At 64.6% G+C, this 24,001-nt stretch carries 23 protein-coding genes; 9 read left to right on the forward strand and 14 right to left on the reverse strand.

The window, feature by feature from the left end; all coding sequences use genetic code 11:
• Positions 1-10 precede the first annotated feature (10 nt).
• The gene (locus IG178_RS06080) at positions 11-1,063 is read right to left on the reverse strand and encodes a sugar phosphate isomerase/epimerase family protein (protein ID WP_193211634.1); all 1,053 of its coding nucleotides are present in this window, start codon (positions 1,061-1,063) and stop codon (positions 11-13) included.
• Between the two features lie 164 nt (positions 1,064-1,227).
• Between IG178_RS06080 and IG178_RS06085 the strand changes: the two genes are divergently transcribed.
• Positions 1,228-2,430: a bifunctional 3,4-dihydroxy-2-butanone-4-phosphate synthase/GTP cyclohydrolase II gene (locus IG178_RS06085; protein WP_193211635.1), complete on the forward strand. Its 1,203-nt coding sequence runs from the start codon at positions 1,228-1,230 to the stop codon at positions 2,428-2,430.
• Positions 2,427-2,741, forward strand: coding sequence for an L-rhamnose mutarotase (gene rhaM / locus IG178_RS06090; protein WP_193211636.1), 315 nt, complete (start codon positions 2,427-2,429; stop codon positions 2,739-2,741). The genes IG178_RS06085 and rhaM overlap by 4 nt, the downstream gene beginning before the upstream one ends.
• Positions 2,742-2,746: 5 nt before the next feature.
• Here the strand turns inward: rhaM and phoU are convergent, their stop codons facing one another.
• The 7 genes from phoU to IG178_RS06125 all read right to left on the reverse strand — a co-directional run bounded on the left by phoU (position 2,747) and on the right by IG178_RS06125 (position 10,540).
• Positions 2,747-3,445: a phosphate signaling complex protein PhoU gene (phoU, locus tag IG178_RS06095; protein ID WP_193211637.1), complete on the reverse strand. Its 699-nt coding sequence runs from the start codon at positions 3,443-3,445 to the stop codon at positions 2,747-2,749.
• 11 nt (positions 3,446-3,456) lie between these two features.
• Positions 3,457-4,266, reverse strand: a complete 810-nt coding sequence (gene pstB / locus IG178_RS06100) for a phosphate ABC transporter ATP-binding protein PstB (protein ID WP_193211638.1) — start codon at positions 4,264-4,266, stop codon at positions 3,457-3,459.
• A 79-nt stretch (positions 4,267-4,345) separates the two neighbouring features.
• Positions 4,346-5,128, reverse strand: a complete 783-nt coding sequence (pstB, locus tag IG178_RS06105; RefSeq protein ID WP_193211639.1) for a phosphate ABC transporter ATP-binding protein PstB — start codon at positions 5,126-5,128, stop codon at positions 4,346-4,348.
• Positions 5,122-6,243, reverse strand: a complete 1,122-nt coding sequence (pstA, locus tag IG178_RS06110; protein WP_193211640.1) for a phosphate ABC transporter permease PstA — start codon at positions 6,241-6,243, stop codon at positions 5,122-5,124. The genes pstB (IG178_RS06105) and pstA overlap by 7 nt, the downstream gene beginning before the upstream one ends.
• Positions 6,243-8,186, reverse strand: a complete 1,944-nt coding sequence (pstC, locus tag IG178_RS06115; protein ID WP_193211641.1) for a phosphate ABC transporter permease subunit PstC — start codon at positions 8,184-8,186, stop codon at positions 6,243-6,245. Before pstC ends, pstA begins: the two co-directional genes overlap by 1 nt.
• Before the next feature lie 98 nt (positions 8,187-8,284).
• Positions 8,285-9,100 (reverse strand): phosphate ABC transporter substrate-binding protein, encoded by an 816-nt coding sequence (locus IG178_RS06120; RefSeq protein ID WP_193211642.1) that lies wholly within the window; start codon positions 9,098-9,100, stop codon positions 8,285-8,287.
• Positions 9,101-9,355: 255 nt separating this feature from the next.
• Positions 9,356-10,540, reverse strand: a complete 1,185-nt coding sequence (locus IG178_RS06125) for a porin (RefSeq protein WP_193211643.1) — start codon at positions 10,538-10,540, stop codon at positions 9,356-9,358.
• A gap of 228 nt (positions 10,541-10,768) precedes the next feature.
• On the opposite strand from IG178_RS06125, the gene IG178_RS06130 reads away from it, so the two are divergent.
• Genes IG178_RS06130 through IG178_RS06140 form a run of 3 tightly spaced genes read left to right on the forward strand, consistent with a single transcriptional unit; the run spans position 10,769 to position 13,044 of the window.
• Complete coding sequence (locus IG178_RS06130) at positions 10,769-11,020, forward strand: FeoA family protein (protein WP_193211644.1); 252 nt, start codon at positions 10,769-10,771, stop codon at positions 11,018-11,020.
• A 7-nt stretch (positions 11,021-11,027) separates the two neighbouring features.
• Positions 11,028-12,893: a ferrous iron transporter B gene (feoB, locus tag IG178_RS06135; protein ID WP_193211645.1), complete on the forward strand. Its 1,866-nt coding sequence runs from the start codon at positions 11,028-11,030 to the stop codon at positions 12,891-12,893.
• 1 nt (position 12,894) lies between these two features.
• Positions 12,895-13,044, forward strand: coding sequence for a FeoB-associated Cys-rich membrane protein (locus IG178_RS06140; protein WP_193211646.1), 150 nt, complete (start codon positions 12,895-12,897; stop codon positions 13,042-13,044).
• 71 nt (positions 13,045-13,115) lie between these two features.
• Here the strand turns inward: IG178_RS06140 and IG178_RS06145 are convergent, their stop codons facing one another.
• The gene (locus IG178_RS06145) at positions 13,116-16,277 is read right to left on the reverse strand and encodes a LamG-like jellyroll fold domain-containing protein (RefSeq protein ID WP_193211647.1); all 3,162 of its coding nucleotides are present in this window, start codon (positions 16,275-16,277) and stop codon (positions 13,116-13,118) included.
• Positions 16,278-16,555: 278 nt separating this feature from the next.
• On the opposite strand from IG178_RS06145, the gene IG178_RS06150 reads away from it, so the two are divergent.
• The 3 genes from IG178_RS06150 (at position 16,556) to IG178_RS06160 (ending at position 19,655) form a co-directional block, all read left to right on the forward strand.
• Positions 16,556-17,674 (forward strand): polysaccharide deacetylase family protein, encoded by a 1,119-nt coding sequence (locus tag IG178_RS06150; protein ID WP_193211648.1) that lies wholly within the window; start codon positions 16,556-16,558, stop codon positions 17,672-17,674.
• Between the two features lie 54 nt (positions 17,675-17,728).
• On the forward strand, positions 17,729-19,135 hold the full coding sequence (ffh, locus tag IG178_RS06155; protein ID WP_193211649.1) for a signal recognition particle protein: 1,407 nt from the start codon (positions 17,729-17,731) through the stop codon (positions 19,133-19,135).
• Positions 19,136-19,247: 112 nt separating this feature from the next.
• Positions 19,248-19,655, forward strand: coding sequence for an RDD family protein (locus tag IG178_RS06160; protein WP_193211650.1), 408 nt, complete (start codon positions 19,248-19,250; stop codon positions 19,653-19,655).
• Positions 19,656-19,660: 5 nt separating this feature from the next.
• Here the strand turns inward: IG178_RS06160 and IG178_RS06165 are convergent, their stop codons facing one another.
• The 3 genes from IG178_RS06165 to IG178_RS06175 are packed head-to-tail and all read right to left on the reverse strand — an operon-like array spanning position 19,661 to position 21,902.
• Positions 19,661-20,299 carry a SanA/YdcF family protein gene (locus IG178_RS06165; RefSeq protein ID WP_193211651.1) on the reverse strand — a complete coding sequence of 213 codons (639 nt, stop codon included), beginning with the start codon at positions 20,297-20,299 and terminating at the stop codon, positions 19,661-19,663.
• Between the two features lie 35 nt (positions 20,300-20,334).
• The gene (locus IG178_RS06170) at positions 20,335-21,297 is read right to left on the reverse strand and encodes a diacylglycerol/lipid kinase family protein (protein WP_343225933.1); all 963 of its coding nucleotides are present in this window, start codon (positions 21,295-21,297) and stop codon (positions 20,335-20,337) included.
• Between the two features lie 50 nt (positions 21,298-21,347).
• Positions 21,348-21,902: a Maf family nucleotide pyrophosphatase gene (locus IG178_RS06175; protein WP_193211652.1), complete on the reverse strand. Its 555-nt coding sequence runs from the start codon at positions 21,900-21,902 to the stop codon at positions 21,348-21,350.
• A 359-nt stretch (positions 21,903-22,261) separates the two neighbouring features.
• On the opposite strand from IG178_RS06175, the gene IG178_RS06180 reads away from it, so the two are divergent.
• The gene (locus tag IG178_RS06180) at positions 22,262-23,170 is read left to right on the forward strand and encodes a metal ABC transporter solute-binding protein, Zn/Mn family (protein WP_193211653.1); all 909 of its coding nucleotides are present in this window, start codon (positions 22,262-22,264) and stop codon (positions 23,168-23,170) included.
• A 3-nt stretch (positions 23,171-23,173) separates the two neighbouring features.
• Here the strand turns inward: IG178_RS06180 and IG178_RS06185 are convergent, their stop codons facing one another.
• Both IG178_RS06185 and IG178_RS06190 read right to left on the reverse strand, forming a co-directional pair.
• A complete protein-coding gene (locus IG178_RS06185) occupies positions 23,174-23,563 on the reverse strand; it encodes an NYN domain-containing protein (RefSeq protein WP_193211654.1) in 390 nt (129 codons plus the stop codon).
• A 71-nt stretch (positions 23,564-23,634) separates the two neighbouring features.
• On the reverse strand, positions 23,635-23,919 hold the full coding sequence (locus IG178_RS06190; RefSeq protein ID WP_193211655.1) for a hypothetical protein: 285 nt from the start codon (positions 23,917-23,919) through the stop codon (positions 23,635-23,637).
• Positions 23,920-24,001 lie beyond the last annotated feature (82 nt).

A 24,001-nucleotide genomic window follows, 5' to 3' on the forward strand; every position in this document is an offset into this window, starting at 1 on the left:
ATTCTTTGAATTACTGGTTCGATTTGTCGAAGGCGGCGTCGAAGGCGACGGTGTTCCGCGGGAAGTCGAGGTTCTTGACGAAGGCACAGCTCTCGGTGGCGCCGTGGAAGCGGTCCATGCGGCCGTCCTCCCACTCGATCGAAAGCGGTCCGGCGTAGCCGATGTCGTTGAGGGCGACGATGACTTCCTCGAAGTTGATGTCGCCGCGGCCGACACTGCGGAAATCCCAGTAGCGGCGGGCATCGCAGAAATCGGTGTGGCCGCCGAACACGCCGACGCTGCCGTCGCCGTGGCCCCACCAGACGTCCTTCATGTGGGCGTTGTGGATGCGGTCGCCGAGCTGATAGATGAACTTCACGTAGTCGACGCCCTGATAGCCGAGGTGGCTGGGGTCGTAGTTGAAGCCGAAGCGCGGGTGGCCGCCCACGGCCTCCACCGCGCGCTGAGCCGAGGCGATGTCGAAGGCGATCTCGGTCGGGTGAACTTCCAGCGCGAAGTAGACGTCTTCCTTCTCGAAGGCGTCGAGGATCGGCTTGAAGCGGCTGCCGAAGTCGTCGAAGCCCTTCTGGATGTATTCCTGGCTGGTCGGCGGGAAAGCGTAGAGCGCGCCCCAGATCGACGAACCGGTGAAACCGTTGACGACCGCCTTGCCGGATCCGGCCGGCTTGTCGGCCATGTAGGCCTTGCCGGCGTCGATGAACTTCCGCGCCGCCTTGGCGGTGTCGATCATCTCCTGTGCCGCGCGCTGGCGGACGCCTTCCGGCTCGCCGTCGCCCCAGACGTGCTCGGGCAGGATCGCCTTGTGGCGTTCGTCGATCGGGTCGCAGATCGCTTGGCCGACGAGGTGGGCGGAGATCGCGTAGCAGACAAGGCCGTGCTTCTTCAGCAGCTCCCAGCGACCTTCGACATAGCCGGGCTCGTTGAGCGCCTTCTGGACGTCAAAGTGGTCGCCCCAACAGGCAAGTTCGACGCCATCGAAGCCCATGGCCTTGATCTTCGGAAAGAGTTCTTCCGCGGGGAGGTCGGCCCATTGGCCGGTGAAAAGTGTGACGGGTCGTGACATGATCGTGGGTCGTTTGGTGCGTCCAGATTGGCCAAGCCCTTTCACCGGGGGAAAGGGAAAATCCGTTTGAACCGGGAAAATCGCGACATGCAGGTGTATCCTTCCCCCCACCCCGTGCGCGCTCCTTGACCTCCGGCCTGCCGCGGACGACGCTGCCCCCGTTCATGGCAACCGAGCTCAACTTCAGCCCGATCGAGGAAATCATCGCGGAGATCGCCGCCGGACGCATCGTCATCGTCGCCGACGACCCGTCGCGTGAAAACGAGGCCGACCTGGTCGCCGCCGCGGCGCTGTGCACTCCCGAGATCATTTCCTTCATGGCCGTCCATGGCCGCGGCCTGATCTGCGCACCGATTTCCCAGGAGCGCGCGGACGAGCTGGACCTGCCGCAGATGACCCGCCGCAACCGCGAGGTCCAGCGGACCGCCTTCACGGTGTCGGTCGATGCCGCCACCGGTGTGACCACCGGCATTTCCTCCGCGGACCGATCGCGCTGCGTCAAGCTGCTGGCCGACCCGGCGGCCGGACCGAACGACTTCGTCCACCCCGGCCATGTCTTCCCGATCCAAGCCCGCTGCGGCGGGGTGCTGCGGCGCGCCGGGCACACCGAGGCATCGGTCGACCTCGCCCGCCTGGCCGGCCTGCCCGCCGCCGGCGTGATCTGCGAGATCATGAAGGAAGACGGCACCATGGCGCGGGTCGGCGACCTCGGGGAGTTCCAGGCGGAACACGGGCTCAAGGCCTGCACCATCGCCCAGCTCATCGAGTGGCGCCGCCGCTCGGAGAAGCTGGTGATCCGCGAGGAAAGCATCCAGCTGCCGACCGACCACGGCGAGTTCGAGTGCAACCTCTACCGGGTCGAAACCGACGGCTCCCACCACCTCGCGCTGGTCCGGGGCAAGATCGATTCGAGCAAACCCACGCTGGTCCGGGTCCACTCCGAATGCCTGACCGGCGACGTGTTCCTTTCCCAGCGCTGTGACTGCGGCGGCCAGCTCGATGCCGCGATGGAGCAGATCGCCAAGGACGGCGGCGTGCTGCTTTACCTCCGCCAGGAAGGCCGCGGGATCGGCCTCGCCGCCAAAATCCACGCCTACAAGCTCCAGGAGCAAGGGCTCGACACCATTGAAGCCAACGAGCGCCTCGGCTTCGCCTCCGATCTCCGCGACTACGGCATGGGCGCCCAGATCCTCTACGACCTGGGCGTCCGCCAGATCCGGCTGCTGACCAACAACCCGAAGAAAGTCGTCGGCCTCGAGGGCTACGGGCTGGAGATCGTCGAACAACTGCCGATCAGCCTGCCCGCCAACGTCCACAACGCCCGCTACCTCGACACCAAGCGCGAGCGCATGGGCCATCACCTATGATCCGGAAGGCATTCGCGATGTCGGTGAATGCCGGCATGGAGGAGGAATACGCCCGCCGTCACCAGCCGATCTGGGACGAGCTGGCCGCGGTCTTGAAAAGCCACGGGGTTCATAACTACTCGATCTTCCTCGATGCGGAATCCGGCCGGCTGTTCGGCTACGCCGAGATTGAAAGCGAAGAGCGCTGGGCGGCCATCGCCCAGACGGACGTCTGCCGGCGCTGGTGGAAGTTCATGAGCGACGTGATGCCGGCGAACGACGATGATTCGCCGGTGTCGGCGCCACTGACCGAGGTCTTCCACCTCGACTGAAACGGTCAGGCCGTTTCATCGGGTTTGGCCGGTTTCTCGTGGCGGATGTCCTTGGCGGAGTCGAGGAACACGGCATCTTCGCCGATGTTGACTGCAAGGTCGCCGATCCGCTCGAGCGAGCGGGCGACGAAGATCAGGTGGAGGAAGTCCTCCGCCCGCTCCCCGCCCTCTTCCAGCCGAGCGGTGAAGGTCGCGATCAGACGCTTGTGCATCTTGTCGAGTTCCTTGTCCCGCAGCTGCAGCGAGGCCCCGAGCTCGGAATTCCGGTCGGTGTAGGCGGAAAGCGCGTCCCGCATCTGCTGGTCGGCCAACGCGTAGAGCGGCTCGATGAAGGTGATCTCGGGGCACTCCGGGCGAGACAGCATCTTGCGGGCGCGCTTGGCGATGTTCACCGCATGATCCGACACCCGCTCGAGATTGGACGCGACCTTCATCGACGTGATCACCTGGCGGAGGTCGCTGGCGACCGGATGGAAGCGCACCAGCGTCTCCATGCCGATGCGGTCGATCCTCAATTCCGCGTCGTCGACCTCGTCGTCATCCGCCACCACCGCCTTGCAACGTTCGATGTCGCGCGAGAGCAGGCCCTCCATGGCACGCTCCAGGTTGAGGCGCGCCTGGCCGGCCATCGAGATGACCTCCTTGCGCAGCATTTCGAAGGCAAGGTCGAACTCGCGGAGGATGTGTGGGGTATCGGAGTGCATGGTGTTCTGGATCAACCGAAGCGACCGCTAATGTAATCCATGGTACGCTTGTGGGAGGGATTTTCGAAGACTTTCCGGGTGGTGTCGTATTCGACCATCTCACCCAGGTAGAAGAAGGCGGTGCGATCGGACACGCGGGTCGCCTGCTGCATGTTGTGGGTGACGATGACGATGGTGTAGTGCTCGCGCAAGCTGAGGATCAGGTCCTCGACGTGGGCGGTGGCGATCGGGTCCAGGGCCGAGCACGGTTCGTCCATCAGGATGATTTCCGGGTCCACCGCCATGGTCCGGGCGATGCACAGCCGCTGCTGCTGGCCGCCGGACAAGCCAGTGGCGATGTCGTCCAGCCGGTCCTTCACCTCGTCCCAGAGGGCGGCGCGGCGCAGCGATTTCTCGACCACCTCGTCCAGCACCGACTTCTTGCGTTCGCCGAGCGTCCGCGGGCCGTAGGCCACGTTGTCGTAGATGCTGCGCGGGAACGGGTTGTATTTCTGGAACACCATGCCGACATGGCGGCGCAACTCGACCGGGTCGATCGCCTTGTCGGCGATGTTCGCCCCCTCGATGATGATCGAGCCCTTGGTCACCGCGGCGCCGGGAACCAGATCGTTCATCCGGTTGAAGCAGCGCAGCAAGGTCGTCTTGCCGCAGCCCGAGGGACCGATGAAGGCGACCACCTCGTTGGTCGGGATGTCGAGGGTGACATCCTTGAGGACCTGCTTGTCGCCGTAGCTGAAGTCCACCCCCTTCACCTGAATGGCCGGAACCGCCGACGAGGTCGGGGAGGCGGCGGCGGGTGTGGCGGGGTGTTCCTGCGTCATCGGCGGGGTCGTCGGGCGTTCCCTCGGCGGTGCTTCGGTTACCAGTGGCATGGCGTCTTGTAAAGGTCGGCCCGACGGATCACCCGAAGGCACCGGAGACATAGGCCTCGGTTTGTTGGACCTGCGGCGTGGTGAAGATCCTCCCGGTCGGGCCGTGCTCGATCAGCTTGCCGAGATAGAAGAAGGCCGTCTTGTCGGAACAGCGGCTGGCCTGGGCCAGGTTGTGGGTCACGATGATGATCGTGTAGTCCTGCTTCAACTCGAGCAGCAGCTCCTCGACCTTGAGCGTCGAAAGCGGGTCGAGCGCCGAGCAGGGCTCGTCCATCAGGATGATGTCGGGCTTGGTGGCGATGGTCCGGGCAATGCACAGCCGCTGCTGCTGCCCGCCGGAAAGCCCGAAGGCGCTGGCCTTGAGTCGGTCCTTCACGTCGTCCCACAGCGCGACCCGGCGCAGGCAGTGTTCGACCCGCTCGTCGATCTCGGTGCCGGATTTCTTGCCGTGGATGCGCAGGCCGTAGGCGACATTGTCGTAGATCGATTTCGGGAAAGGATTCCACTTCTGGAACACCATGCCGACCCGCCGGCGCAACATCTGCAGGTCGAGGTCCGGGCGGGAAATGTCGATCCCGGCGACCCGGATCGACCCGCCACTGACGCGGGCTCCGGGGATGCGGTCGTTGATGCGGTTGATGCAACGCAGCAGGGTCGACTTCCCGCAGCCGGAAGGACCGATGAACGCGGTGATCTCGCGCGACGGGATGTCGAGGCTGATGTCGTGCAGGACCTGCTTGTCGCCGTACTGGAAGCGCAGGTTCTCGATGGCGACCGCGGGGACCGCCTTGGTGGGAGGATCGCTTACCATTTGAGTTTCGAGCGGACGCGGTTGCGGAGGACGATCGAGAGCGTCGAGAACATGAAGATCATCAGCAGGAAGACGAAGACCGAGCCGTACTGCGCGCGCTGGGTGTACTCCGACGTCGGGATCCTCGCGGCCAGCGTGTAGATGTGATAAGGCAAGGCTTGCACCTGGCTCTGCAGCACGCCGAGCGGCCCCGACACCCCTTCCCACGGGAAGTCATCCTTGGCGGCCACCGCGGCGGTGAACATGATCGGCGCGGTCTCCCCGGCCGCCCGGGCCAGCGACAGCACGGACGAGGTCAGGATTCCCGGCATCGCGAAGGGCAGCACGCATTTCCGGATGGTGTGCCAGCGGGTCGCCCCGAGCGCCAGCGACGCCTCGCGGAAACCCTGGGGCACCGCGCGCAGGGATTCCTCCGAAGCGGTGATGATGACCGGCAACATCATGCACGCCAGGGTCGCCGATCCGGCGATCAGCGACGAGTTCCAGCCTTGGAAACTCAGCCAGGTGAAGCCCAGGGGAATTGCAAACAAGGAGCGGTCCGAAGGCACGTCGGTGAAGACCGGCGCCACCAGCACGAAGACAGCGAAACCGAACAGGCCGAAGACGATGGAAGGCACGCCCGCCAGGTTGAGGATCGCGAGGCGCACCAGGTTGATGAACCTCCCCTGCTTGGCGTATTCGCTGAGATAGATCGCCGCGGCCACCCCGAAAAACAGCGCCAGGATGATGCTGAGCAAGGTCAACAGCGCGGTGCCGACGATCGGCCCGGCGATCCCGCCCCCGGAGTAGGAGTAGGTCTGGGCGTTGAACACGGCGTCCGCGCCGTGCTCGTCGACCCACTGGTAATATTCAGATGCCGGAAGGCTGTGACGCTCCGCGTTGGCATCGTCGAACACGTGCAGGGTCTCGGTCTTCTCCGTGAGGAAGGCGACGTCGATGAAAGGGAAATCAGGCTTCACCAGCACCGGCACGCCGTCCCAGCAGATGCGGCCGAAAAGCAGCAGTGCCACGATGACGATGCCCCAGGTCAGGCTGCCGAGGAAGGCCTTCACGAGTCCCTCCTTCAGTCCATCGTGGTGGACGCCCTTGCGGATCAGTTGTTCGGGATTTTCCATCAGTCTTGGCCGATTCGGAAGCGGTGGAGCAGGCGCTGGGCGGACCAGTTGATCGCCAGCACGATGAAGAACAGGACCATGCCGACCACGAACAGCGCCCGGTAGTGGACGCTGCCGAATGGCACCTCGCCGAGCTCCTGCGCGATGATGCCGGTCAGCGTGTGGGCCGGCTGGAAAAACACCCCGAGGCCTTCGGTGAAATCGGGGATCTCGATGCGGTTGCCGGCGACCAGCAGCACCACCATGGTCTCCCCGATCACCCGCCCGAGACCCAGCAGCACCGCCGCGAGGATCCCGGAAATGGCCGCCGGACAAACGACCCGGAAGACCGTCTGCAGCTTCGAGGCCCCCAGCGCGTCCGAGGCCTCGGCAAAGGCGGACGGCACGTTGTTCAGGGCGTCCTCCGACAAGCTGAAGATCGTCGGGATGGCCATCAGGCCCAGCAGGCATCCCGCGGTGAACATGTTGAGCCGCTGCTCGATCGGGAACCCGGGCACCCAGGCGAAGGAGTCCTTCATCGAGGTTTCCTGCAAAAGCGTGCCCAGCACCGCGATGCCGAGGAACCCGAGCACCACCGACGGGATTGCCTGCAGGAACTCGATCGTCGGCTTGATGAAGCGCTGTTGGCGACCGCCGGCCAGCTGGTTGGTGTAAATGGCGGCGCCGACCCCCAGCGGGATTGCCAGGCTCAGGGCGATCAGGGCAATGATCAGGGATCCGACGAACAGCGGCACGATGCCATAAAAGTCCTGCCATTCACCGCCGGTGATCCAATCGCGGCCGGTGATGAAGCCGCTGATGGTGGCCCCGAGCCCGACCGGCTTCTCGAAATCCCACGCTTGCATCTTCGGCATCGTGTCGGCCAGCTCCCGACCGTATTCGTCCTCGGCCTTCCGGAAAGTCGCGAGATAGCGCTGGGCCTTCTCGTCGGCCAGATCGGACGGCAGCGCCGCCTTCACCTCACCGAGTGCGGCCGCCAGCCTGGCATTCGCCGCCTCGAACTCCCCCATCCGGCCCAACACCGGCTGCAATGCGGCCCGGTAGTCGACCGGCTCGGTGGTCACCGCGGCCTTCGCATCGGCCTCCAACTGGGCCCTTTCCTCCGCCCCTTTCGTCCCCGGGACGGCGGCGAGAAGCGTGTCGCGCTTGGTAACCTCGATCTCGTGCAGCGTCGCGGCTTCCTTGGTCGCCTTCACCGATTCGCCGGTTTCGTAGATCAGGTTGTCGAGATCCTCCGAGGCGGAGGCGAACGCGTTGATCGTTTCCCGGAAGCCGGCCAACGGTTCGGAGGCGTCTGCCTGCTTGGCCGCTAGCTGCTCTTGCAAGGCAATGACCAGCGCGGGTTCGTCGGTCGAAAGCGGTTCGCGAGCACCGAGTTCTTGCAGCAGCCCCGCGCGCTCCTCGTCGCTGAGATGGGGCGTCGGCGGCAAGCCCTTGCCCGGCCGGCCCGCCAAGGCATCCGCCAGCAGGGACTGGTAGCGGGCATTCAGGGACTTCAGGAGTTCGGCGGGCGCCCCTTCCTCCCCCGCCCCCTCGGTGACGCGTTCCAGCGCGCTGCGTGGCGGCGCCACGGCATCGTCGATGTAGCCCACCACCTGGGTGGCTTCCTGCGAGCGCTGGAACTCGCGGCGGCACGCGGCATTCACCTGGGCGTAATAGGCCCGGTTCAGCAGCGAGCTCATCTGCTCGTGGGCCGTGAGGTCCTTGCGGGCGATGTCGACAAATTCCAGCCCGGCTTTCCGGTAGAGCTCGAGCTCCCCGCGGTAGGCCGGGAAGAAGCCGGCTCCCTCCCGCACCAGGAAGACGATGATCAGGACCAGGATGACGACGGTCAGCCCGGCATTTCCCGCGAAGAAGGCTTTGAACAGGCCATCGGTGCCACGGCCTTTGCGCCGGAAGGGATGACCGGCGGGAACGGTGGAGGAAGAACTGGAATCCGACATGCGGGGCAAGGCGCCGAGCGTGGAGGCCGATCGCGGAAATGGCAATCCCGGCGGGGTCATTCCGCGCCGGGATTGCGTGTCAATTTTGTCAGCCGGACTCAGTGATTCGGAACGAACCCGAGGTTTTCGGCGATCTTCTGGCCTTCAGGGCTGATCGCGAAGTCGGCGAAGGCCTTGGCCGTGGCGTCGGCGTTTTCGGGGATGTAGAGGTAGCACGCGCGGCTATAAGCATAAGTGCGGGCGTTGGCGGCGATCGGGGCGACACCGTCGATGGTCACCGGGGCAGTGCCGGACTTCTTCGCATAGGCGAGACCGACGTAGCCGATACCTCCCTTGTTCTTGGAGACTTCTTCCGCGATTTGCTCGTTGCCGGCCAGCTTCTGCGAGCTGGGGGCGTAGTTGCGGTCCTTCATCGCCAGTTTCTGCCAATCCTTGTAGGTGCCGGAAGAGGTGTTGCGGGTGTAGACCGAAATCGCTCCCGGGGCGCCGCCGACCTCACTCCAGTCCTTGACCTGACCGGTGAAGATCTTGGCCACTTGATCCTTGGTGAGCTTCTTGACCGAGTTGCCCTTATTGACGATGACCACGATCATGTCGTGGCAGGCTTCAATCTCCTTCAGCTTGATCCCTTTGGCTTGCGCGGCGGTGATTTCCTCCGGCTTGGCTTGGCGGGACGACATCCCGATGTGGGCGGTGCCGTTGGCGAGGGCCGGAAATGCCGTCGACGAACCTTCGGCGGCAATCTCGAACTTCACACCGTCATTCTTGGACTTGAAGCTCTCGGCGAGCTGCGGGACGAGCTTGGCACCCAGGGTGTCGGAGCCCTTGAGGCTGATGGTCTGGGCCCCGGCGGTGGCGGCGAGCATGGCTCCCGCGAAGAGGCTGGCGGCGGCGAATCGGATGGTATTGCGCATGGTTGGTTGATGGATTTGCGCGCCGCAAGCGGCGCTCGGCGGCATCCATGCCATTCTTGTCACAAAGGTCCACCGGTCCTACGTGACGGAGTTGTCACAAACCGGCAGCACCCCGTCACAAACCCCATTTCTCCCTGACAGTCTGCCGCTTAGCACCCTTCCCCACAACGCAGAAAGCCTGGTGCGAATCCGCACCAGGCTTCGTCGGGAGACATGACTGCCTCCTTCGGTGACACTTTCGCCACCTGGAACCGCTTACCAGCTGATGCGCAAGCCGGTGGTGAGGTTCCAGCCGTCGAAGGCTCCGCCGTTGTTGGCGCGATCGCGCATGCTCAAGTACTGCAATCCCGCCTGAAGCTTGAGGTTGTTGCCCACCAGGTAGTAGTTCATGCCGAGGTACCCCTCCTGGTACTGGTCGCCGCGCCGGCTGTTGAGCGCGGCGCCGTCGTAGCGGCCGTTGAAGCGGACGCCGTCGTTGCCATCGCTTTCGACGAAGGTGTAACGGGCCACCAGCTGCAGCTTGTCGGTCAAATCCACATAGGGCATGACCACGAAGCCCCAGAGATCCGGCTGGCCGAGGAAGCCGTCACCGGCGGCCAGGTCGGCCCGCACGCCGTAGCAGCCGTTGTGGTAGCGGGCGTTGAGCGACACCACCTGACCCAGCGAGCGGTTGACGAAGAGCTCGGGGCGGGAAGGCGTCTCCTCGTTGTAGACGTAGTCGAAGCGCAGGGCGGCTTCATCGACGCCGAGCTGGCCGGCGAAGTCGTAGCCCACCGAGCCGATCCAGGTCGAACCGGAGGTGAAATTTCCGAACTCCGCATCGGCCTCGCCCTGGGAGAACACGCCGACCTGATAGAACCAGCCGTCACAGGTCCCGCCCACCGACACGCCGGGAGCGTATTCGGAGGTGAACCACAGGTTGCCGGAAAGATTGTTGCGCTCGATGGTCAGCAATTCCTTCGACGAGGTGGCGCCGTCGAGCGTGAAGCCCATGCTCTGCTTGCCGACCTTGATCGCCAGGGCATCGCTCTTCTTCCAGCCGACGTAGGCGTCGGTCAGGCGCTGGTAGGCCGGGTCGACATCCGGATCGAAGTCGGCCTCGACGTGGGCGGTGAAATCATGGAAGAGCGTCGCCTTGAAGCCGGCACGCAGACGGCGGGTGTTGAAGTCCTCGTAATCGAGATCGTCGTCGTTGAAACCGGCCACCGGCGTGCCGTGACCGTCAATGAGGACGTAGTCGAATTGGGCACGGCCGGTGAAGGCGAACTTCTGGATCACCGGGTTGTCCTTGTTCTCGTAGAGGGTCGCAAGGTCGAGCAGACCGCCCCACCAGTCGCTGAATGCATCCGCTTCGTTGCTCGCAACGGCATTTCCACCGGCCTGCACCAGCAGGACGGCAGCCAGACCAAGGGAATTACGGGAGATGAAACTTGGGTACATATTTTTGATTATCAAACGGCTACAATTCACCAAGCGAAACCAGCCGGCGAACAGGTGGCGAGATTGTCACCTAACCAGAATCGGGCGAGTGACGCTTTGTGACGCTTCCGTCACCTTTTGTCGACCCGGCGCATGCGCCTCCCCCCTGCCGGACTTCCCCGGCGAACAGACGCGGAATCGCCGGATTTCTTGTTGCAAACTCATCTCAATTGCTAGAGCTTCCCTTCGATGGCGCTTGCGACGGCCAACGATCTCGAAGCCGACAGCTTGCTCAGTTTGAGCCAAGCGAAGGTCGGCTGCGATTTCCGCATCCGCTTCCTGAACGGCCCGGCCTGCGAGCAGCTCCGCCAACTCGGTTTCTGTGAAAGCCTGCAAGTCCGCAAGCTGGCCGACGGCCGCAATTTGATCTGCACCGTGTGCGGGACCCGCTTGGCCCTGAGCCGCGAGCTCGCCAGCCAGGTGATGGTGGGTGCCGCCTGATTTCCCGATGTCCGACGTGCTTGAGACGGTCGCCCTGGCCGGCAACCCCAATGCCGGCAAAACCACGCTTTTCAACGCCCTGACGGGCTCCAGCCAGCGCACCGGCAACTATGCCGGCGTGACGGTGGAACGGAAAAGCGGTGAATTCTTCACGCCCCACGGGCGCAAGCTGCGCGTCGTCGACCTGCCCGGCTGTTACTCGCTCGACGGTGGCAGCCCCGACCAGCAGATCGCACGGCAGGCCTTGCACGGTGAAATCGACGGCGAAGCGCGGCCGGACCTGGTGATCTGCGTCCTGGACGCCTCGAATCTGGAACGCCATCTGGTGCTCGCGCTTCAGGTGATCGAACTCGGCCTGCCGGTGGTGATCGCCCTGAACATGATCGACGTCGCGGAAAGTGCGGGTCTGCGCCTCGACCCGCAGAAGCTCTCCGAGGAACTCGGCGGCGTGCCGGTGGTGCCGATCCAAGCGAACGCCAACAAGGGCATCGTCGAGCTGAAACAGGCGATCCGTCACCCTTTCCCCCATCCTGCCGCCACCACCTGGACTCCGGAGAACCGCCAGGGCCGTGTCCTGCAGATCTGCGAGGTCGCGGCCCGCCGACCCGACACCCACAGCAGCACCCTTTCCGACAAGCTCGACGCCTGGCTGCTTCATCCGTTCTGGGGTTGGGTCGCCTTTGCCGCGATCATGATCGGCATCTTCTGGACCATTTTCTCGGTCGCCGGGATCCCGATGGGCTGGATTGAGGACGGCACGGGCGCAGTGCGCGACTGGGTCAACGCCTCGATGAGCGAAGGCGACTTCCGCTCGCTGCTCGCCGACGGCATTGTCACCGGCATCGGCGAAGGGGTGCTGGTGTTCCTGCCCCAGATCGTGCTGCTGTTTTTCTTCATCGGGCTCCTTGAAAGCTCCGGTTACCTCGCCCGGGCCGCCTTCCTCATGGACGGCGTGATGGCCAAGGCGGGTCTCAGCGGGAAAGCCTTCCTGCCCCTGCTCAGCTCCTACGCCTGCGCCATCCCCGGAGTCATGGCCACCCGCACCATCGACTCCGCGAAAGAACGGCTGGTCACGATCTTCGTGGCACCGTGGATGAGCTGCTCGGCCCGCCTGCCCGTCTATCTGACGCTCGTGCCGCTGCTGCTGGTGGGGATGTCCGGACTCCAGCAGGCGCTGATTTTCTCGGTCATCTACCTGACCGGAACCGTGACCGCCTTGATCGTCGCGCGGATTCTCCGCGGGCGCCTGGGCGAGGATGCCACGCCGTCCCATTTCCTGCTCGAGCTGCCGCCCTACCGGGCGCCCCAGTGGAGTTACATCCTGCGCCACGTGATCGGCCGGGCCGGCGCCTTCCTCAAGAATGCCGGCACCATCCTGCTGGCGATTTTCATCCTGCTGTGGGCGCTCAGCACCTATCCGAAAAGCAAGTCGGAAGATCCCGGCGAGCAGCTCGCCCACAGCGCGATGGGCCGGATCGGCGACGTGGTCGAGCCGCTGGTCAAGCCGCTGGGCGTCGACGGCCGCACCGGAACGGCCATCCTGACCTCCTTCGCCGCCCGCGAGGCCTTCGTGGGTTCGATGACCCAGCTGTTCCACGTCGAGGAAAGCGATGACGACGAGGAGACCCTCAACCGCCTGCAATCGGCCCTGTCCGCCGCCACCTGGCCGGACGGCCGCAAGATGTTCACCCTGCCGGCGCTGCTCGGCCTGATCGTCTTCTACATCTACGCCCTGCAGTGCCTGCCCACCTCCGCGGTGGTCGCCCGCGAGGCGGGGTCCTTCAAATGGGCCGCCGGCCAGTTCGTTTTCATGAGCGTCTTCGCCTGGCTCGCGGCATTTGCAGTCTTCCACATCAGCTCGATGTTCCTCTGACATGAACGACTGGCAACCATGGGCCGTCGCGGCCATCGTCCTGCTGGCGATCGCTTTCCTGATCCGCCGCGCGACCGCCGGACGCACCCGCGGCAACGGTTGTGGCCATGGCTGCGGATGTGATCACCCGCGAAAATTCGACGGCAGATGAAAGCAAAAGGCAGGGAGACCAAGTCCCCCTGCCCATGCTTTCCGGATCCGATGTGGATCCTTCAACCCGATTTATTCCGCAATTACCCTGACAAAGAGTTTCGTCGACCCGGGTGGCGCGGCGCTGAGGGTGGCGGACATGGTCTGCACGTCGCCATTGGTGGCCGACACGGACTGCCCCGCGGTCGCCGCAAGGTCTGGGTCCCAGTCGATGAGATTGGTGGAAACCATGATGGTGCAAGTGAGCCCGCTCAGATCGGGATGGAGGCGCTGGTAGCTGAATTCGCCGGTCGCCGCATCGGGCAGGATCACGATCGGATTCACCGAACCGGGATTCCCCGGATCGAGACCGAAGGCAAACTCGTCCTCGTTGGTCATCCCGTCCCCATCCGGGTCGGCCCCAGGGCTCTTGTCGGCAAGGCCCGGGTAGTTGGTGTTGACCCACGTCGAATACAGCCCGGTCGGGATCGTGAGCGCCTGCACTTCGCCGGCGAAGAGCTTCTGCTTGTAGATCCGGACATCGAAGAGCTTGCCGGCGAAGTAGTTGCTGTAGTTCACGCCGTCGGTCTGCCGTCCGCCCAGCACCAGATGTTGGCCGGTCGCCAAGTTCATCACGTCGCCCAGGGTGTTGACGTCATGGGAAAGCACGCCGTCGACATAGAGCGAGCGGACGCCCGTGGTCTCGTCCCACACGCCGGCGAAGTGGTGCCACTCCGTGTCGTCAACATTGACGGTGCTGCCACGATGATCCTCGTTGCCGAGGCCGCGTACGGTGAAGCCGGCGACCGGATCGAGCGCCACCCGGCGGACCTGCCATCCGATGCCGCCCTCGCCGCCCTTGGCAACCCAGGGTGACCATTCACCCGGGAATCCCTTGGCCCAGAAGGCCACGGTGATCTGGCTGCGGATCGTATCGTCGAAGGTGTTGAGGTAGGAGGGATCGCTGGTGGAACTGTTCTCGATCATCACGGCAACATTCCCCGCCGAAAGGTCCAGCGACTTGCCGCTGAAACCGGCCGGAACATCGGTCGAATAGGCGAGCAGGCCGGCATTGCCGCCCACCGCAACGCCGTCGTGCGTGCCGGCGACGGTGTAGCCCGACTCATCGGCGAGGTTCTCGTTGCCGGAAACCCAATGACCGACCAGCGCGGTCGCAGGATCGGGCAGGACCGACACCGACACGGTGTAGACCTCGACCACCAGCAGGTCCGAGGAAGTGACCGTGTAGGTCACCGGATTGGTGAAGTCCTGGATGCTGCCGGACGGCTTGTCGCAGGTCGCGCCGGCGCTCAGGGTGTAGGTCGGAGCAAGGGCCGTCACCGACGAACCGAAGGGCAAGGCGGGCAGGGTAATGTTGGTGCCGGAGATGATGGCTGCGCCCTGGTGGCTGAAGCTGGTGATCTTCGCCTCGGGAGTCGGCGGGATCACCGGCGCGAGTTCGCCCGGGATCGAGACGTTGTCGAGACGGGCCCAGCCCCAGCCACCCTTGTTGTAGTCGATGAAATCCAGCGTGTAGCGCTTGCCCTCGATGATGAACGGGGCGAGCTCCTCCTCGCTGAAACTATGGGTGACGTAGCCGGGACCGTTGCCGGTCCGGCGCCGGCTCAGGACATAGGTGTTGGATTCCACGTCGCGCAGCGCGACGCCCGAGAAGCCGTTGTCGCTGGCCGCGATCTGGGGGATGTCCGACGGCCCGACGCCGGGCTGTTCGAGCGCGCCCTGGCCGCCGGCCAGCTGGAAACTGAGAGGCCCCGACGGGTCCAGGAAAAAGTCCGGCGAACGCCCGAAGCGGGTTTCCGCCCCGTCCGCGGACGGACCTTCCGGCGTGCCAAGCCCCCCGTTTTCCCAGAGGTCGCCGGGCACCGGCCAGATCTGGGTCCAGTCCTGCAGGCCGCTATCGAAATCGTAGACGATCGGGTCCGAGAACAGGACCGTCACGGTGAAGTCCTTGGTGCTGCCGTCCTCCGCCGTGATGGTGTAGGTCTGCGGGGTGGTGAAATCGCGGGAATCCCACGACGGATGATCGAAATCCTCGGTCGCGAAGGGAGACACGTCGTAAACGACGAAGAGATCGGTCACGTCCGTGCCCAGCGGCACGTACTTGGTGATCCCGGTTCCCTCGATCTTGGCCGGGCCGAAGTCGAAGAATTCAAAATAGACAATGTCCTTCGCCGTGCCCGCGGCCGGGGTCGCGCCGACCTCGGCCGAATAGGGACCGCTGCCACCGCCGTTGCTTCCCAGGACCTTGAAGAGGTAGGGCACGCCATTGGTGAGGCCGGTTTTCAGGAACGGCGGCTCCAGCACCACATCGGTGGTCTCCTCGTCGGTCACGGTGTTCTTGGTCCACACCGTGTACTCGGTGGCGCCGGCCGACGGCGACCAGGTCAGGTTGACCTTCTGGAGTCCGGGCGTCGCCGTCAGCCCTTCCGGGGCCAACTGGGGGATCAAATCGTAGACGTCCTCCTGCGAGAGCGCGCTGTTGAAGATCCGGACGTCAAACAAGAGCCCGGAGAAATACGAGTCGAAATCTGCGGCCCCACCCTGCCGGCCACCCAGCGCCAGATGCTTGCCGGGTGCGAGCGCCATCGTTTGCTCGAGCGGATTGTAGATCACGTGGGAGAGCTCGCCGTCGACATAGAGCGTCCGGCTTCCATCGGCCTGGTCCCAGACCGCCGTGAAGTGATGCCAGACCGGGGGATTGTCGTTGACGTTGATGGTGCTGCCCCAGCCGTCGGCATCATTCAGGCCACGAACGGTGAAGCCGGCAATCGGGTCGCCGCCCATGCGCCGGACCTGCCAGCCGATGTTGTCTTCTCCCCGTTTCGACACCCAGGGTGCCCAGTTGCCCGGGAAGCCCTTGGCCCAGAAGGCCACTGTCAGCGCGCTGCCGACGCCTTCGTCGAAGGTGTTAAGGTAGCCCGCGTCGGTGTTGGCACTGTTGTCGATCTGCACCGCGACATTGCCGGCCGTCAGGTCCAGCGACATCCCGCCGGTGAAGCCCGGCGGCAAATCGGAGCTGAAGGCGAGCAATCCGGCATTGCCACCGACGGCCACGCCGTCATGGGTGCCCGGGGCGGTGAACCCGGAGGTATCACTCAAGTTTTCGTCGCCGGAGAACCAGTGGCCGACGAGATCGGCCCGGACGGAAGTCCCGGAAGCAAGCACCGCCGCCGTGGCGAGCGCGAGGTTTCTCAGGCGGACTCCGGAGGATGGGAGTTTATCGTTCGATTTCATGGTGGGTTTTTTAGCCAATGCTCATGGTGAGTCGGATCAAGGGGCGGGAGGAGCGGAGAGGCCCGGTCCCGGAATGGGTTTCGGCCGCGGATCGGCCCCTTTGGGGGAGGACCGTTCCCCGGAGATTCCGGGGATCCGCGATTGAAGTGCATACTGCCCGGATGGCCGGAATGGCATAGTCCCCAAAGCGGGGACAACCCGCGGCGACCGGGCACGACCGCGATTCCGGCTTTTCTCGCTTCGCTCGCGGCGAGGATCGGCTAAATTCCCGCAGCCCCATGAAGCGCGCCTTTCTCCTCGCCCTGTTGCTCCCGCTCCACGCGGAGGAGCCGGCTGCCCCGGCACCGTCCGACGACGGCGTCCGGGTGTCGGTGCTCGGCTACCACGATTTCTCGGAAACCGCCCCGGAGACCGAGATGGTCATCCGCACCTCGAAGTTCCGCACCCAGATGCAGGCGATCAAGGACGCCGGCCTGCCGGTGGTGTCGATGGCCGATTTCCAGGCCTGGAAGCGGGGCGAAAAGGATATCGCCGACAAGAGCATCGTCATCACCATCGACGACGGCTGGAAGGCGACCTACACGGACGCCTACCCGATCCTCAAGGAGTACGGCTTCCCCTTCACCATCTTCCTCTACAAGAACTACGTCGATGGCGGCGGCAAGGCGCTGACCTCGGCCATGATCAAGGAGATGCAGGAGAATGGTGCCACCATCGGCAGCCACTCCGTCAGCCATTCCTACCCGAGCGGCCCGCGCAGCAAGGGTCCGGAGGCCTACGAGAAATTCCTGCGCCTCGAGATGGGTGAGTCCAAGCGCTTCCTCGAATCGAAATTCGGCGCCCGCGTCACCACCTACGCCTACCCGGGCGGCATCCACACCGCGGAAATGGACCCGCTCGCCGCGGAATTCGGCTACCAGCAGCTTTTCACCGTGCTGCCCGGCAAGGTCCGCCGCTCCAGCGAGGATTTCACCCTGCCCCGCTACATCATTCTCGGCACCCACGACCGGGTCTTCGAACTCGCCACCGGCTTCAACGAACTCGCCGTCGCGGCCCCGGGCGCGCTGCCCCTCGCCCCCCAGACCACCCCCTACCCGGTCAAGCCGGAGCCGGGGATGATCGTCGGCACCCGGCTGCCTGAGATTTCCGCCGACCTCTCCTCCGTCGAGGACATCGACGAGAAGTCGCTGGTCATGAAAGTCGGTGGCTTCGGCGTGGTGCCCGCGACTTTCGACACCGGGACCAAGGCGATCTCGTGGACCGTCAACCGTCGCCTCCGCGCCCCCGTATGCCAGGTCGCCGTGTCCTGGCTGGACAGCAAGGGCAAGCCTCCCGAAGTTCCCCTCCGCTGGTCGTTCCGCATCGACCCCGAGGCCTCCTACGTCCCGGCGGACTGAGGCGGCCCGCCACGCTCCGGCAGCCCTGCGCCCGAATCCCCGTTTTCCAATTCCATGTTCTCCGCACTCAGCGACTCGCTCGACAAGACCTTCCGCAACCTCCGCGGGGTCGGAAAGATCTCGGACTCCAATATCGCCGACGCCCTGCGGGAGATCCGCCTCTCCCTGCTCGAAGCCGACGTTGAATTCGGCGTCGCCAAGGACTTCATCGCCGCGATCAAGGAGAAGGCGATGGGCGCCGAGGTGCTGAAGTCGATCAAACCCGGCGAGCAGATCGTCAAGATCTTCCACGATGAGCTCGCCGAGCTCCTCGGCGGCGACCAGGTCGGCCTCGACCTCACCCCGCCCGCCCGGATCCTGCTTTGCGGCCTCAACGGCGCCGGCAAGACGACCACCGCCGCCAAGCTCGCCCTGCGGCTGAAAAACGAGGGCCAGCAGCCGCTGCTGGTCGCCATCGACCTCTACCGGCCGGCCGCCATCGACCAGCTGGCCACCCTCGGCAAGCAGGCCGGCGTGCCGGTCTACACCCCCGAGGCCAGCGAGTCCGATGTCGTCAAGGTGGCCCGCGAGGCCCTCGCCTGGGCGGACACCCAGAAGCATGGTGTCATCATCTTCGACACCGCCGGCCGCCAGGAGATCGATGAACGCCTCGTCGAGGAGCTCAAGCGCCTGCACGAGTTCGTCCAGCCGCGCGAAACCCTGCTCGTCGCCGACGCCGCCACCGGCCAGCAGGCGGTTTCCGTCGCCCAGCACTTCGACGACGCCGTCGGCATCACCGGCATCGTCCTCACCAAGCTCGACGGCGATGCCCGGGGTGGCGCCGCCCTGTCGATGCGCGCCGTCACGGGCAAGCCGATCAAGTACGTCGGCGAGGGCGAGAAAATCGACCAGCTGTTCGAGTTCCACCCCGGCCGCATGGCCGACCGCATCCTCGGCATGGGCGACGTCGTCAGCATGGTCGAGCAGGTCGCCTCGAAGATCGACGAGAAGGACGCGATGAAGTCGATCCAGCGCCTTTCCGAGGGCAAGTTCGACTTCTACGACTTCCTCGACCAGATGAAGATGATCCAGAAGCTGGGCGACATGAAGGGCCTGATGAGCCTGATGCCCGGCTTCAACAAGATCAAGAAGCAGCTCCCCGACGCGGCCTTCGATCCCAAGCGGATGAAGCGCACCGAAGCGATCGTCCTGTCGATGACGCCCGACGAACGCCGCCGGCCGGAAATCATCAAGGCCTCCCGCCGCCAGCGCATTGCCGCCGGATCCGGCACCAAGCTGGTCGAGGTCAACCAGCTCCTCAAGCAGTTCGGCGAAATGCGCAAGATGATGCGCTCCCCGAAAAAGATGAAGGGAATGATGAAGCAAATGGGCGGCCTCGGCGGCATGCCCGGCATGGGCGGCGGCGGCATGGGTGACCTCGGCGACCTGATGAAGGGCTTCAAGGGCAAGTTCCCGTTCTAACATCCCGGCCACGGCCTTTCAGGATTTACATCGGGGCAGGTTCCACCTGATACCATGCCCTCCATGGAACAAGAGAATCCTTACGCCGCCCCGGTCGCCAGCTCCGGCCGCGGTGGCCGAGGAAGCCTTCGTCACCCCCGGCGGCGGCACCCGCTTCCTCAACCTGATTCTCGATTTGGTCGCGATCTACGGCCTCATTTTCGTAGTCGCCATCGTGCTGGCGTTTCTTTTCGCCGACCAGATGACCGAACAGCAGTTCGACTCCCTCTCCTCGCTCATTGGCATCGGCACGCAGATCGGCTACTACACGCTGACCGAAGGCCTGTTCGGCCGCACCCTTGGCAAGCTCATCACCGGCTGCAAGGTCGTGGACGCCCATGGCGGGCGGATCGGCCTCTGGAAATCCTTCCTGCGCAGCCTCTGCCGCTTCATCCCCTTCGAGCCCTTCTCATTCCTCGGCAGCGATGCCCGCGGCTGGCATGACAGCATCACCAAGACCTGGGTGATCAAGTCGCGCTGAGGAGCTCACTGCGGCAACGCGACCCGCTCGCCGAGGTACTTCGGCTGGGTGTCCAGCACGTGGACGTCCAGCCACATCAACACGCGTGCCCCCACCTCGCGCAGTTTCGTCCTCAGCCCGCCCCTTCCCTCGACGTCCCGGGCATTGTAGCCGCAGGCCTTCATCCCGTTGGCCTTGGCCAGGTACATCGCTCGCTCGTTGTGGAACTTCTGGGAAATGAAGGTGACCTCGTCCGCCTCGAACACCTTCTTCGCCCGGACCACCGAATCGAGGGTCCGCACGCCGGCGAAGTCGAAGACGATCCGATCCCCCGGCACCCCGCGGTCGATCAGCGCCTGGCGCATCTTCCGCGGCTCGTTGTAGGAATCCTCCTCGTTGTTGAATCCGGACACGATCACGCAGCGCAGCTTGCCGGCTTTCCAAAGCTCCTCCGCCGCGTCGATCCGGTAGCGGAAGTAGAGGTTCTCCTTTCCCTGGATCCGGTCGTCGGTGCCGAACACCAGCCCGACCCGTCCGCCCGGGACCTTGTCCACCTCGTTGTAAAGAAGTCCCCGCCCCGCCAACACCGCCGCCAGGTTGGTCCAGACCACGAACAGGAGGCCCAGCACGACCACGGCACCCGCCGTCAGCAGGGTGCGCTTCATCCAGCGCTTCGGTCGACCCGATTTCTCCCCTGCCGTCACAGCTTCTGCTCGAGCGGTTTCTTTTTGATCCACGGCATCATCACCTTCACCGCTTCCGCAAAGCGGCTGCCGATCGGCTCTTCGGGCGCGATCACGCGCAGGCGCCCCGGGTCGTCGTTGCCGAAATTCACTTCCCGCGCCCGCCCGACCAGCTCGCCATCGACCTGGATCGGCACCTCGCGGTCCGCGGTTACCTTCAATCGCGCCGCCTGCAAATAGCTGACGGTGGAACTCTCGAGCTCCACCCCGCCGAGCGCGAGGCCGCGCAGGGAGTCCAGCACCAGCTTGTAGCCGGCATCCTTGAACACCAGCACGTCGAGCATGCTGTCGCGGTTGTCCGCCTTGTGGAAAAGCTTGAACTGCCCGCCGTAGAGCGAGCCGTTGCCGGCCAGAACCGCCACCCCTTCCTCGCGGCGCCCGTCGCCGCACAGGATCTCCATCCGCGGCGGCGACTCGCCGAGCACCTTCACCGCCGACAGCAGGTAGGCCAGCGGACCCAGCATCTTCTTGCTCTCCCAGGTGGTCTCCTCGATCACCATCGCGTCAAAGCCGACCCCGGCCATCTGCACAAAGGGCACGCCGTTCGCCTCGAACAGGTCGATCTCCTGGATCCTGCCCTCCTCGATGACCTCGAAGGCCCGGTCGAGGTTGTCGAAGGGAATGCCCAGTTCGCGGGCGAAAACATTCATCGTGCCCGCCGGCAGCACTCCGAGGGCCGTCTGCGATCCCGCCAGCCCCTGGACCACCGCGTTCAGGGTGCCGTCCCCGCCCGCAGCGATCACCACCGGCTCGCCGTTGCGGGCGAAAGTCGCCGCCAGCTCGCGGGCCTCCTCCGCGCTGGACGTCGCGTGGAGCGCGAAGCGGGTGGCGTGCGACATCAGGAAGCGCAGGGCCCTCTGGCCCTTCTGGCTGCGCGCCTTCGGATTAAAAATGAGCGGATAACGCCGCAGCCCTTTCACGCCATGAATGGAAACCGGGAACGTCCAAGTTCCAAGTGAGAACTGCGGGCTCAGGCCATCTCCAGCACCGCCAGCAAGCGCGCGACCGGCAGGCCCATGACATTGTCGAAAGCCCCCTCGATGCGCTCAACGATCAGGTCGCCCCGCTCCTGGATCCCGTAGGCCCCCGCCTTGTCCAGCGGATCGGCGTGCTCAAAGTACTCGCGGATCGCGGCGTCGTCCAAGGGCCGGAAATGCACCGCCGTCAGCTCGTGGAAACGCTCGATCCTTCCGCCCGGGAACACCACGCACACCCCGGTGCACACCGTATGGGCCCGCCCGCCCAGCTTGCCCAGCATCTCCCGCGCCTGCGCCATGTCCCGCGGCTTCCCCAACGGCTCGCCGTCGATCCACACCAAGGTGTCCGAGCCGATCACCACCGCCCCGGGGTGATCCTTCGCCACCGCCTGCGCCTTCAGCTCCGCGTTCCGCTCACACAGCTCGTCCAAGGGAATCGTCGCGTCATGAATCTCCTCCGCCGGCGAGGCAATCACCTCAAACGCGACTCCCGCCGCCGCCAAGAGCTCCCGCCTCCGCGGCGATGCCGATGCCAATATCAATCTCACCCGCGCGGTCTAACGCGCGCCTGCCCGCTTGAAAACCCCGGGTTGTGAATTGTTAGCGACTTATTCACAACGATAGCCCCTGCAGGAGCTGAATCTTCCGTTCAAAAATAACGATTGATTCGATCGCCCGCATGAATCGTTCGTTTTTATTTTTCATTCAAAACTCATAACGCATTTATTTTACACGCCGAAAGGAACACCAACAGCATTTCCCTTCCTCCATTGAAACAAGCTTCGAAACACATTCATCTTCATTCAAACGATGAACCGAAACTGTGAATAACTTGGGAGCAATTCTCGAGAACCCTCCAAATCCACCTCTGGGTTCACCCCTACCGCAGTTCACTTGCAAAAACGCCATGGCCCGCCACAGTTGCGCCATGCGCGTCGCCGCCCTTGCTTTTCTCCTCTTACTGGTCGCCCCGCTCACCGCAGCGGAATTGAAAGTCGCGAGCCTGCATCCGCTGATCGGCGACCTTGCCCGTCAGGTCGGTGGCGATCGTGTGGAGGTCGTCGACCTGATCGGACGCAACGGCGACCCCCACCATTTTGAACCCGCGGCCGAAGATTTGCGGAAGGCCGGCGATGCCAAACTCTACCTCGCCTCCGGAATGGGGCTCGAACCCTACCTCGACTCCCTGCGGGGGATCCTCGGCGACAAGGCGCAGGTCGTCGAAATCGGCAAGGACCTGCCTTCGATCGAGGGCGAGTGTGACCATGAGGGCCACGACCACGCACACCACCACGAGGTCGATCCCCACTGGTGGCACTCCATCGACCTATTCCGCCGTGCCACCAGCATCACGGCCGAGCTGTTTTCAGAAACCGATCCCGAAGGAGCCGGAACCTACGCCAGGAATGCCGCGGCCTACCGCGCGAAACTCGACGAGCTCGAACGCTGGACCCGCAAGCAGATCGTCCGCATTCCCCGCGACCGCCGCCACCTCGCCACCGCCCATGCCGCCTTCGGTTACTTCTGCAAGGATCACGGGTTCGATGCGTTTTCCGTCCAGGGCATGAACCGCGAGCAGATGCCCGACCCGAAAGCCCTCGCAGCCCTGGTGGACGAACTCCGCACCCATCACGTCGCGGCCATCTTTCCCGAAAAGGAGTCCAACCCGAAAATGTTGCAGGCACTCACCAGGGACACCGGCATCCAACTCGGTCAGCCGCTGATCGCCGACGGCTCGACGGTGGAGAGCTACGAACAGATGATCCGGCACAACGTCGAGACCATCGTCGCGGGGCTGACGAAGGCCCCGGAATAGCCGTCACCAGGCCTCCAGCTCGGCGATCCGCATGCCCTCCGCGCCGAAGGTCGTCGCGGTGAGCAGGACCATCCCGTCGTCGCTGGCCACGCGGACGCGGTCACCCTTTTCGACAAATCTCGCCGCCAGACGCTCGATCACCGAATCGGCGGTCTCGCGGGCCCGCGAGTAGATGACCAGGATGCCATCCTCCGTGCCGCCCTCGTAGCCGCGCTCGGTCTGGGCGCCATCGAAAACCACCACGACCTTCCACTCCCCCCGGTCGCCGATGTCGCGCAGCAGCTTCACCAGTTCGTGGCGGGCAAGGTAGCGCTTGGGTCCCTGATGGAGCAGCCGCAGCGGCTCGATCCCGAAGATCGCGCTGTGCCCGTCGACGATCAGCAATTGCTCCACCCCGCGAAACAAAGAGGGGCGGGTGCGCAATGCAACCCGCCCCCGGGAAAAGTTCTGTCAGCCGGAGGCTATTACTCGGCGCTCTCTTCGGCCTGCGGGGTCTCGGTGACCTCAGGCGCCTCGGCGGTGGTCTCCTCGACTTCTTCAACCTTCTTGGCGGCCTTCTTGGCCGGAGCCTTCTTGGCAGCCTTCTTCGCGGCAGGAGCCTTCTTGGCGGCCTTCTTCGCGGGAGCGGCGGCCTTCTTCGCCGGGGAGGACTTCTTCACCACATCACCCAGCTTCTCCTGTTCCTTCTTGCGCTTGAGGTAGAGCTTCCGACGACGGCGTTTGACGATAGTTTTGGTTTGCTGGCCCATGATCTTGGTGGCGAGGGGTTTAATCCGCGGGCCGGACCCGTAGCAAGGGGGAAAATGCCCCGTTCCGGAATTCCGCGCCCGT

Origin of the sequence: Neoluteolibacter marinus, assembly GCF_014904755.1 — a bacterium.
In the GTDB taxonomy this organism is placed as follows: domain Bacteria; phylum Verrucomicrobiota; class Verrucomicrobiia; order Verrucomicrobiales; family Akkermansiaceae; genus Haloferula; species Haloferula marina.

What these genes read in the sequence shown, in the direction of transcription:
- IG178_RS06150 (WP_193211648.1), top strand. Translation starts at nt 16,556, where the DNA reads ATGAAGCGCGCCTTTCTCCTCGCCCTGTTGCTCCCGCTCCACGCGGAG.
- IG178_RS06165 (WP_193211651.1), bottom strand. Translation starts at nt 20,299, where the DNA reads ATGAAGCGCACCCTGCTGACGGCGGGTGCCGTGGTCGTGCTGGGCCTC.
- pstB (WP_193211638.1), bottom strand. Translation starts at nt 4,266, where the DNA reads ATGACGCAGGAACACCCCGCCACACCCGCCGCCGCCTCCCCGACCTCG.
- IG178_RS06125 (WP_193211643.1), bottom strand. Translation starts at nt 10,540, where the DNA reads ATGTACCCAAGTTTCATCTCCCGTAATTCCCTTGGTCTGGCTGCCGTC.
- ffh (WP_193211649.1), top strand. Translation starts at nt 17,729, where the DNA reads ATGTTCTCCGCACTCAGCGACTCGCTCGACAAGACCTTCCGCAACCTC.
- IG178_RS06130 (WP_193211644.1), top strand. Translation starts at nt 10,769, where the DNA reads ATGGCGCTTGCGACGGCCAACGATCTCGAAGCCGACAGCTTGCTCAGT.
- IG178_RS06145 (WP_193211647.1), bottom strand. Translation starts at nt 16,277, where the DNA reads ATGAAATCGAACGATAAACTCCCATCCTCCGGAGTCCGCCTGAGAAAC.
- pstA (WP_193211640.1), bottom strand. Translation starts at nt 6,243, where the DNA reads ATGGAAAATCCCGAACAACTGATCCGCAAGGGCGTCCACCACGATGGA.
- IG178_RS06085 (WP_193211635.1), top strand. Translation starts at nt 1,228, where the DNA reads ATGGCAACCGAGCTCAACTTCAGCCCGATCGAGGAAATCATCGCGGAG.
- IG178_RS06080 (WP_193211634.1), bottom strand. Translation starts at nt 1,063, where the DNA reads ATGTCACGACCCGTCACACTTTTCACCGGCCAATGGGCCGACCTCCCC.
- IG178_RS06120 (WP_193211642.1), bottom strand. Translation starts at nt 9,100, where the DNA reads ATGCGCAATACCATCCGATTCGCCGCCGCCAGCCTCTTCGCGGGAGCC.
- feoB (WP_193211645.1), top strand. Translation starts at nt 11,028, where the DNA reads ATGTCCGACGTGCTTGAGACGGTCGCCCTGGCCGGCAACCCCAATGCC.
- IG178_RS06190 (WP_193211655.1), bottom strand. Translation starts at nt 23,919, where the DNA reads ATGGGCCAGCAAACCAAAACTATCGTCAAACGCCGTCGTCGGAAGCTC.
- pstC (WP_193211641.1), bottom strand. Translation starts at nt 8,186, where the DNA reads ATGTCGGATTCCAGTTCTTCCTCCACCGTTCCCGCCGGTCATCCCTTC.
- IG178_RS06180 (WP_193211653.1), top strand. Translation starts at nt 22,262, where the DNA reads ATGGCCCGCCACAGTTGCGCCATGCGCGTCGCCGCCCTTGCTTTTCTC.
- pstB (WP_193211639.1), bottom strand. Translation starts at nt 5,128, where the DNA reads ATGGTAAGCGATCCTCCCACCAAGGCGGTCCCCGCGGTCGCCATCGAG.
- IG178_RS06140 (WP_193211646.1), top strand. Translation starts at nt 12,895, where the DNA reads ATGAACGACTGGCAACCATGGGCCGTCGCGGCCATCGTCCTGCTGGCG.
- phoU (WP_193211637.1), bottom strand. Translation starts at nt 3,445, where the DNA reads ATGCACTCCGATACCCCACACATCCTCCGCGAGTTCGACCTTGCCTTC.
- rhaM (WP_193211636.1), top strand. Translation starts at nt 2,427, where the DNA reads ATGATCCGGAAGGCATTCGCGATGTCGGTGAATGCCGGCATGGAGGAG.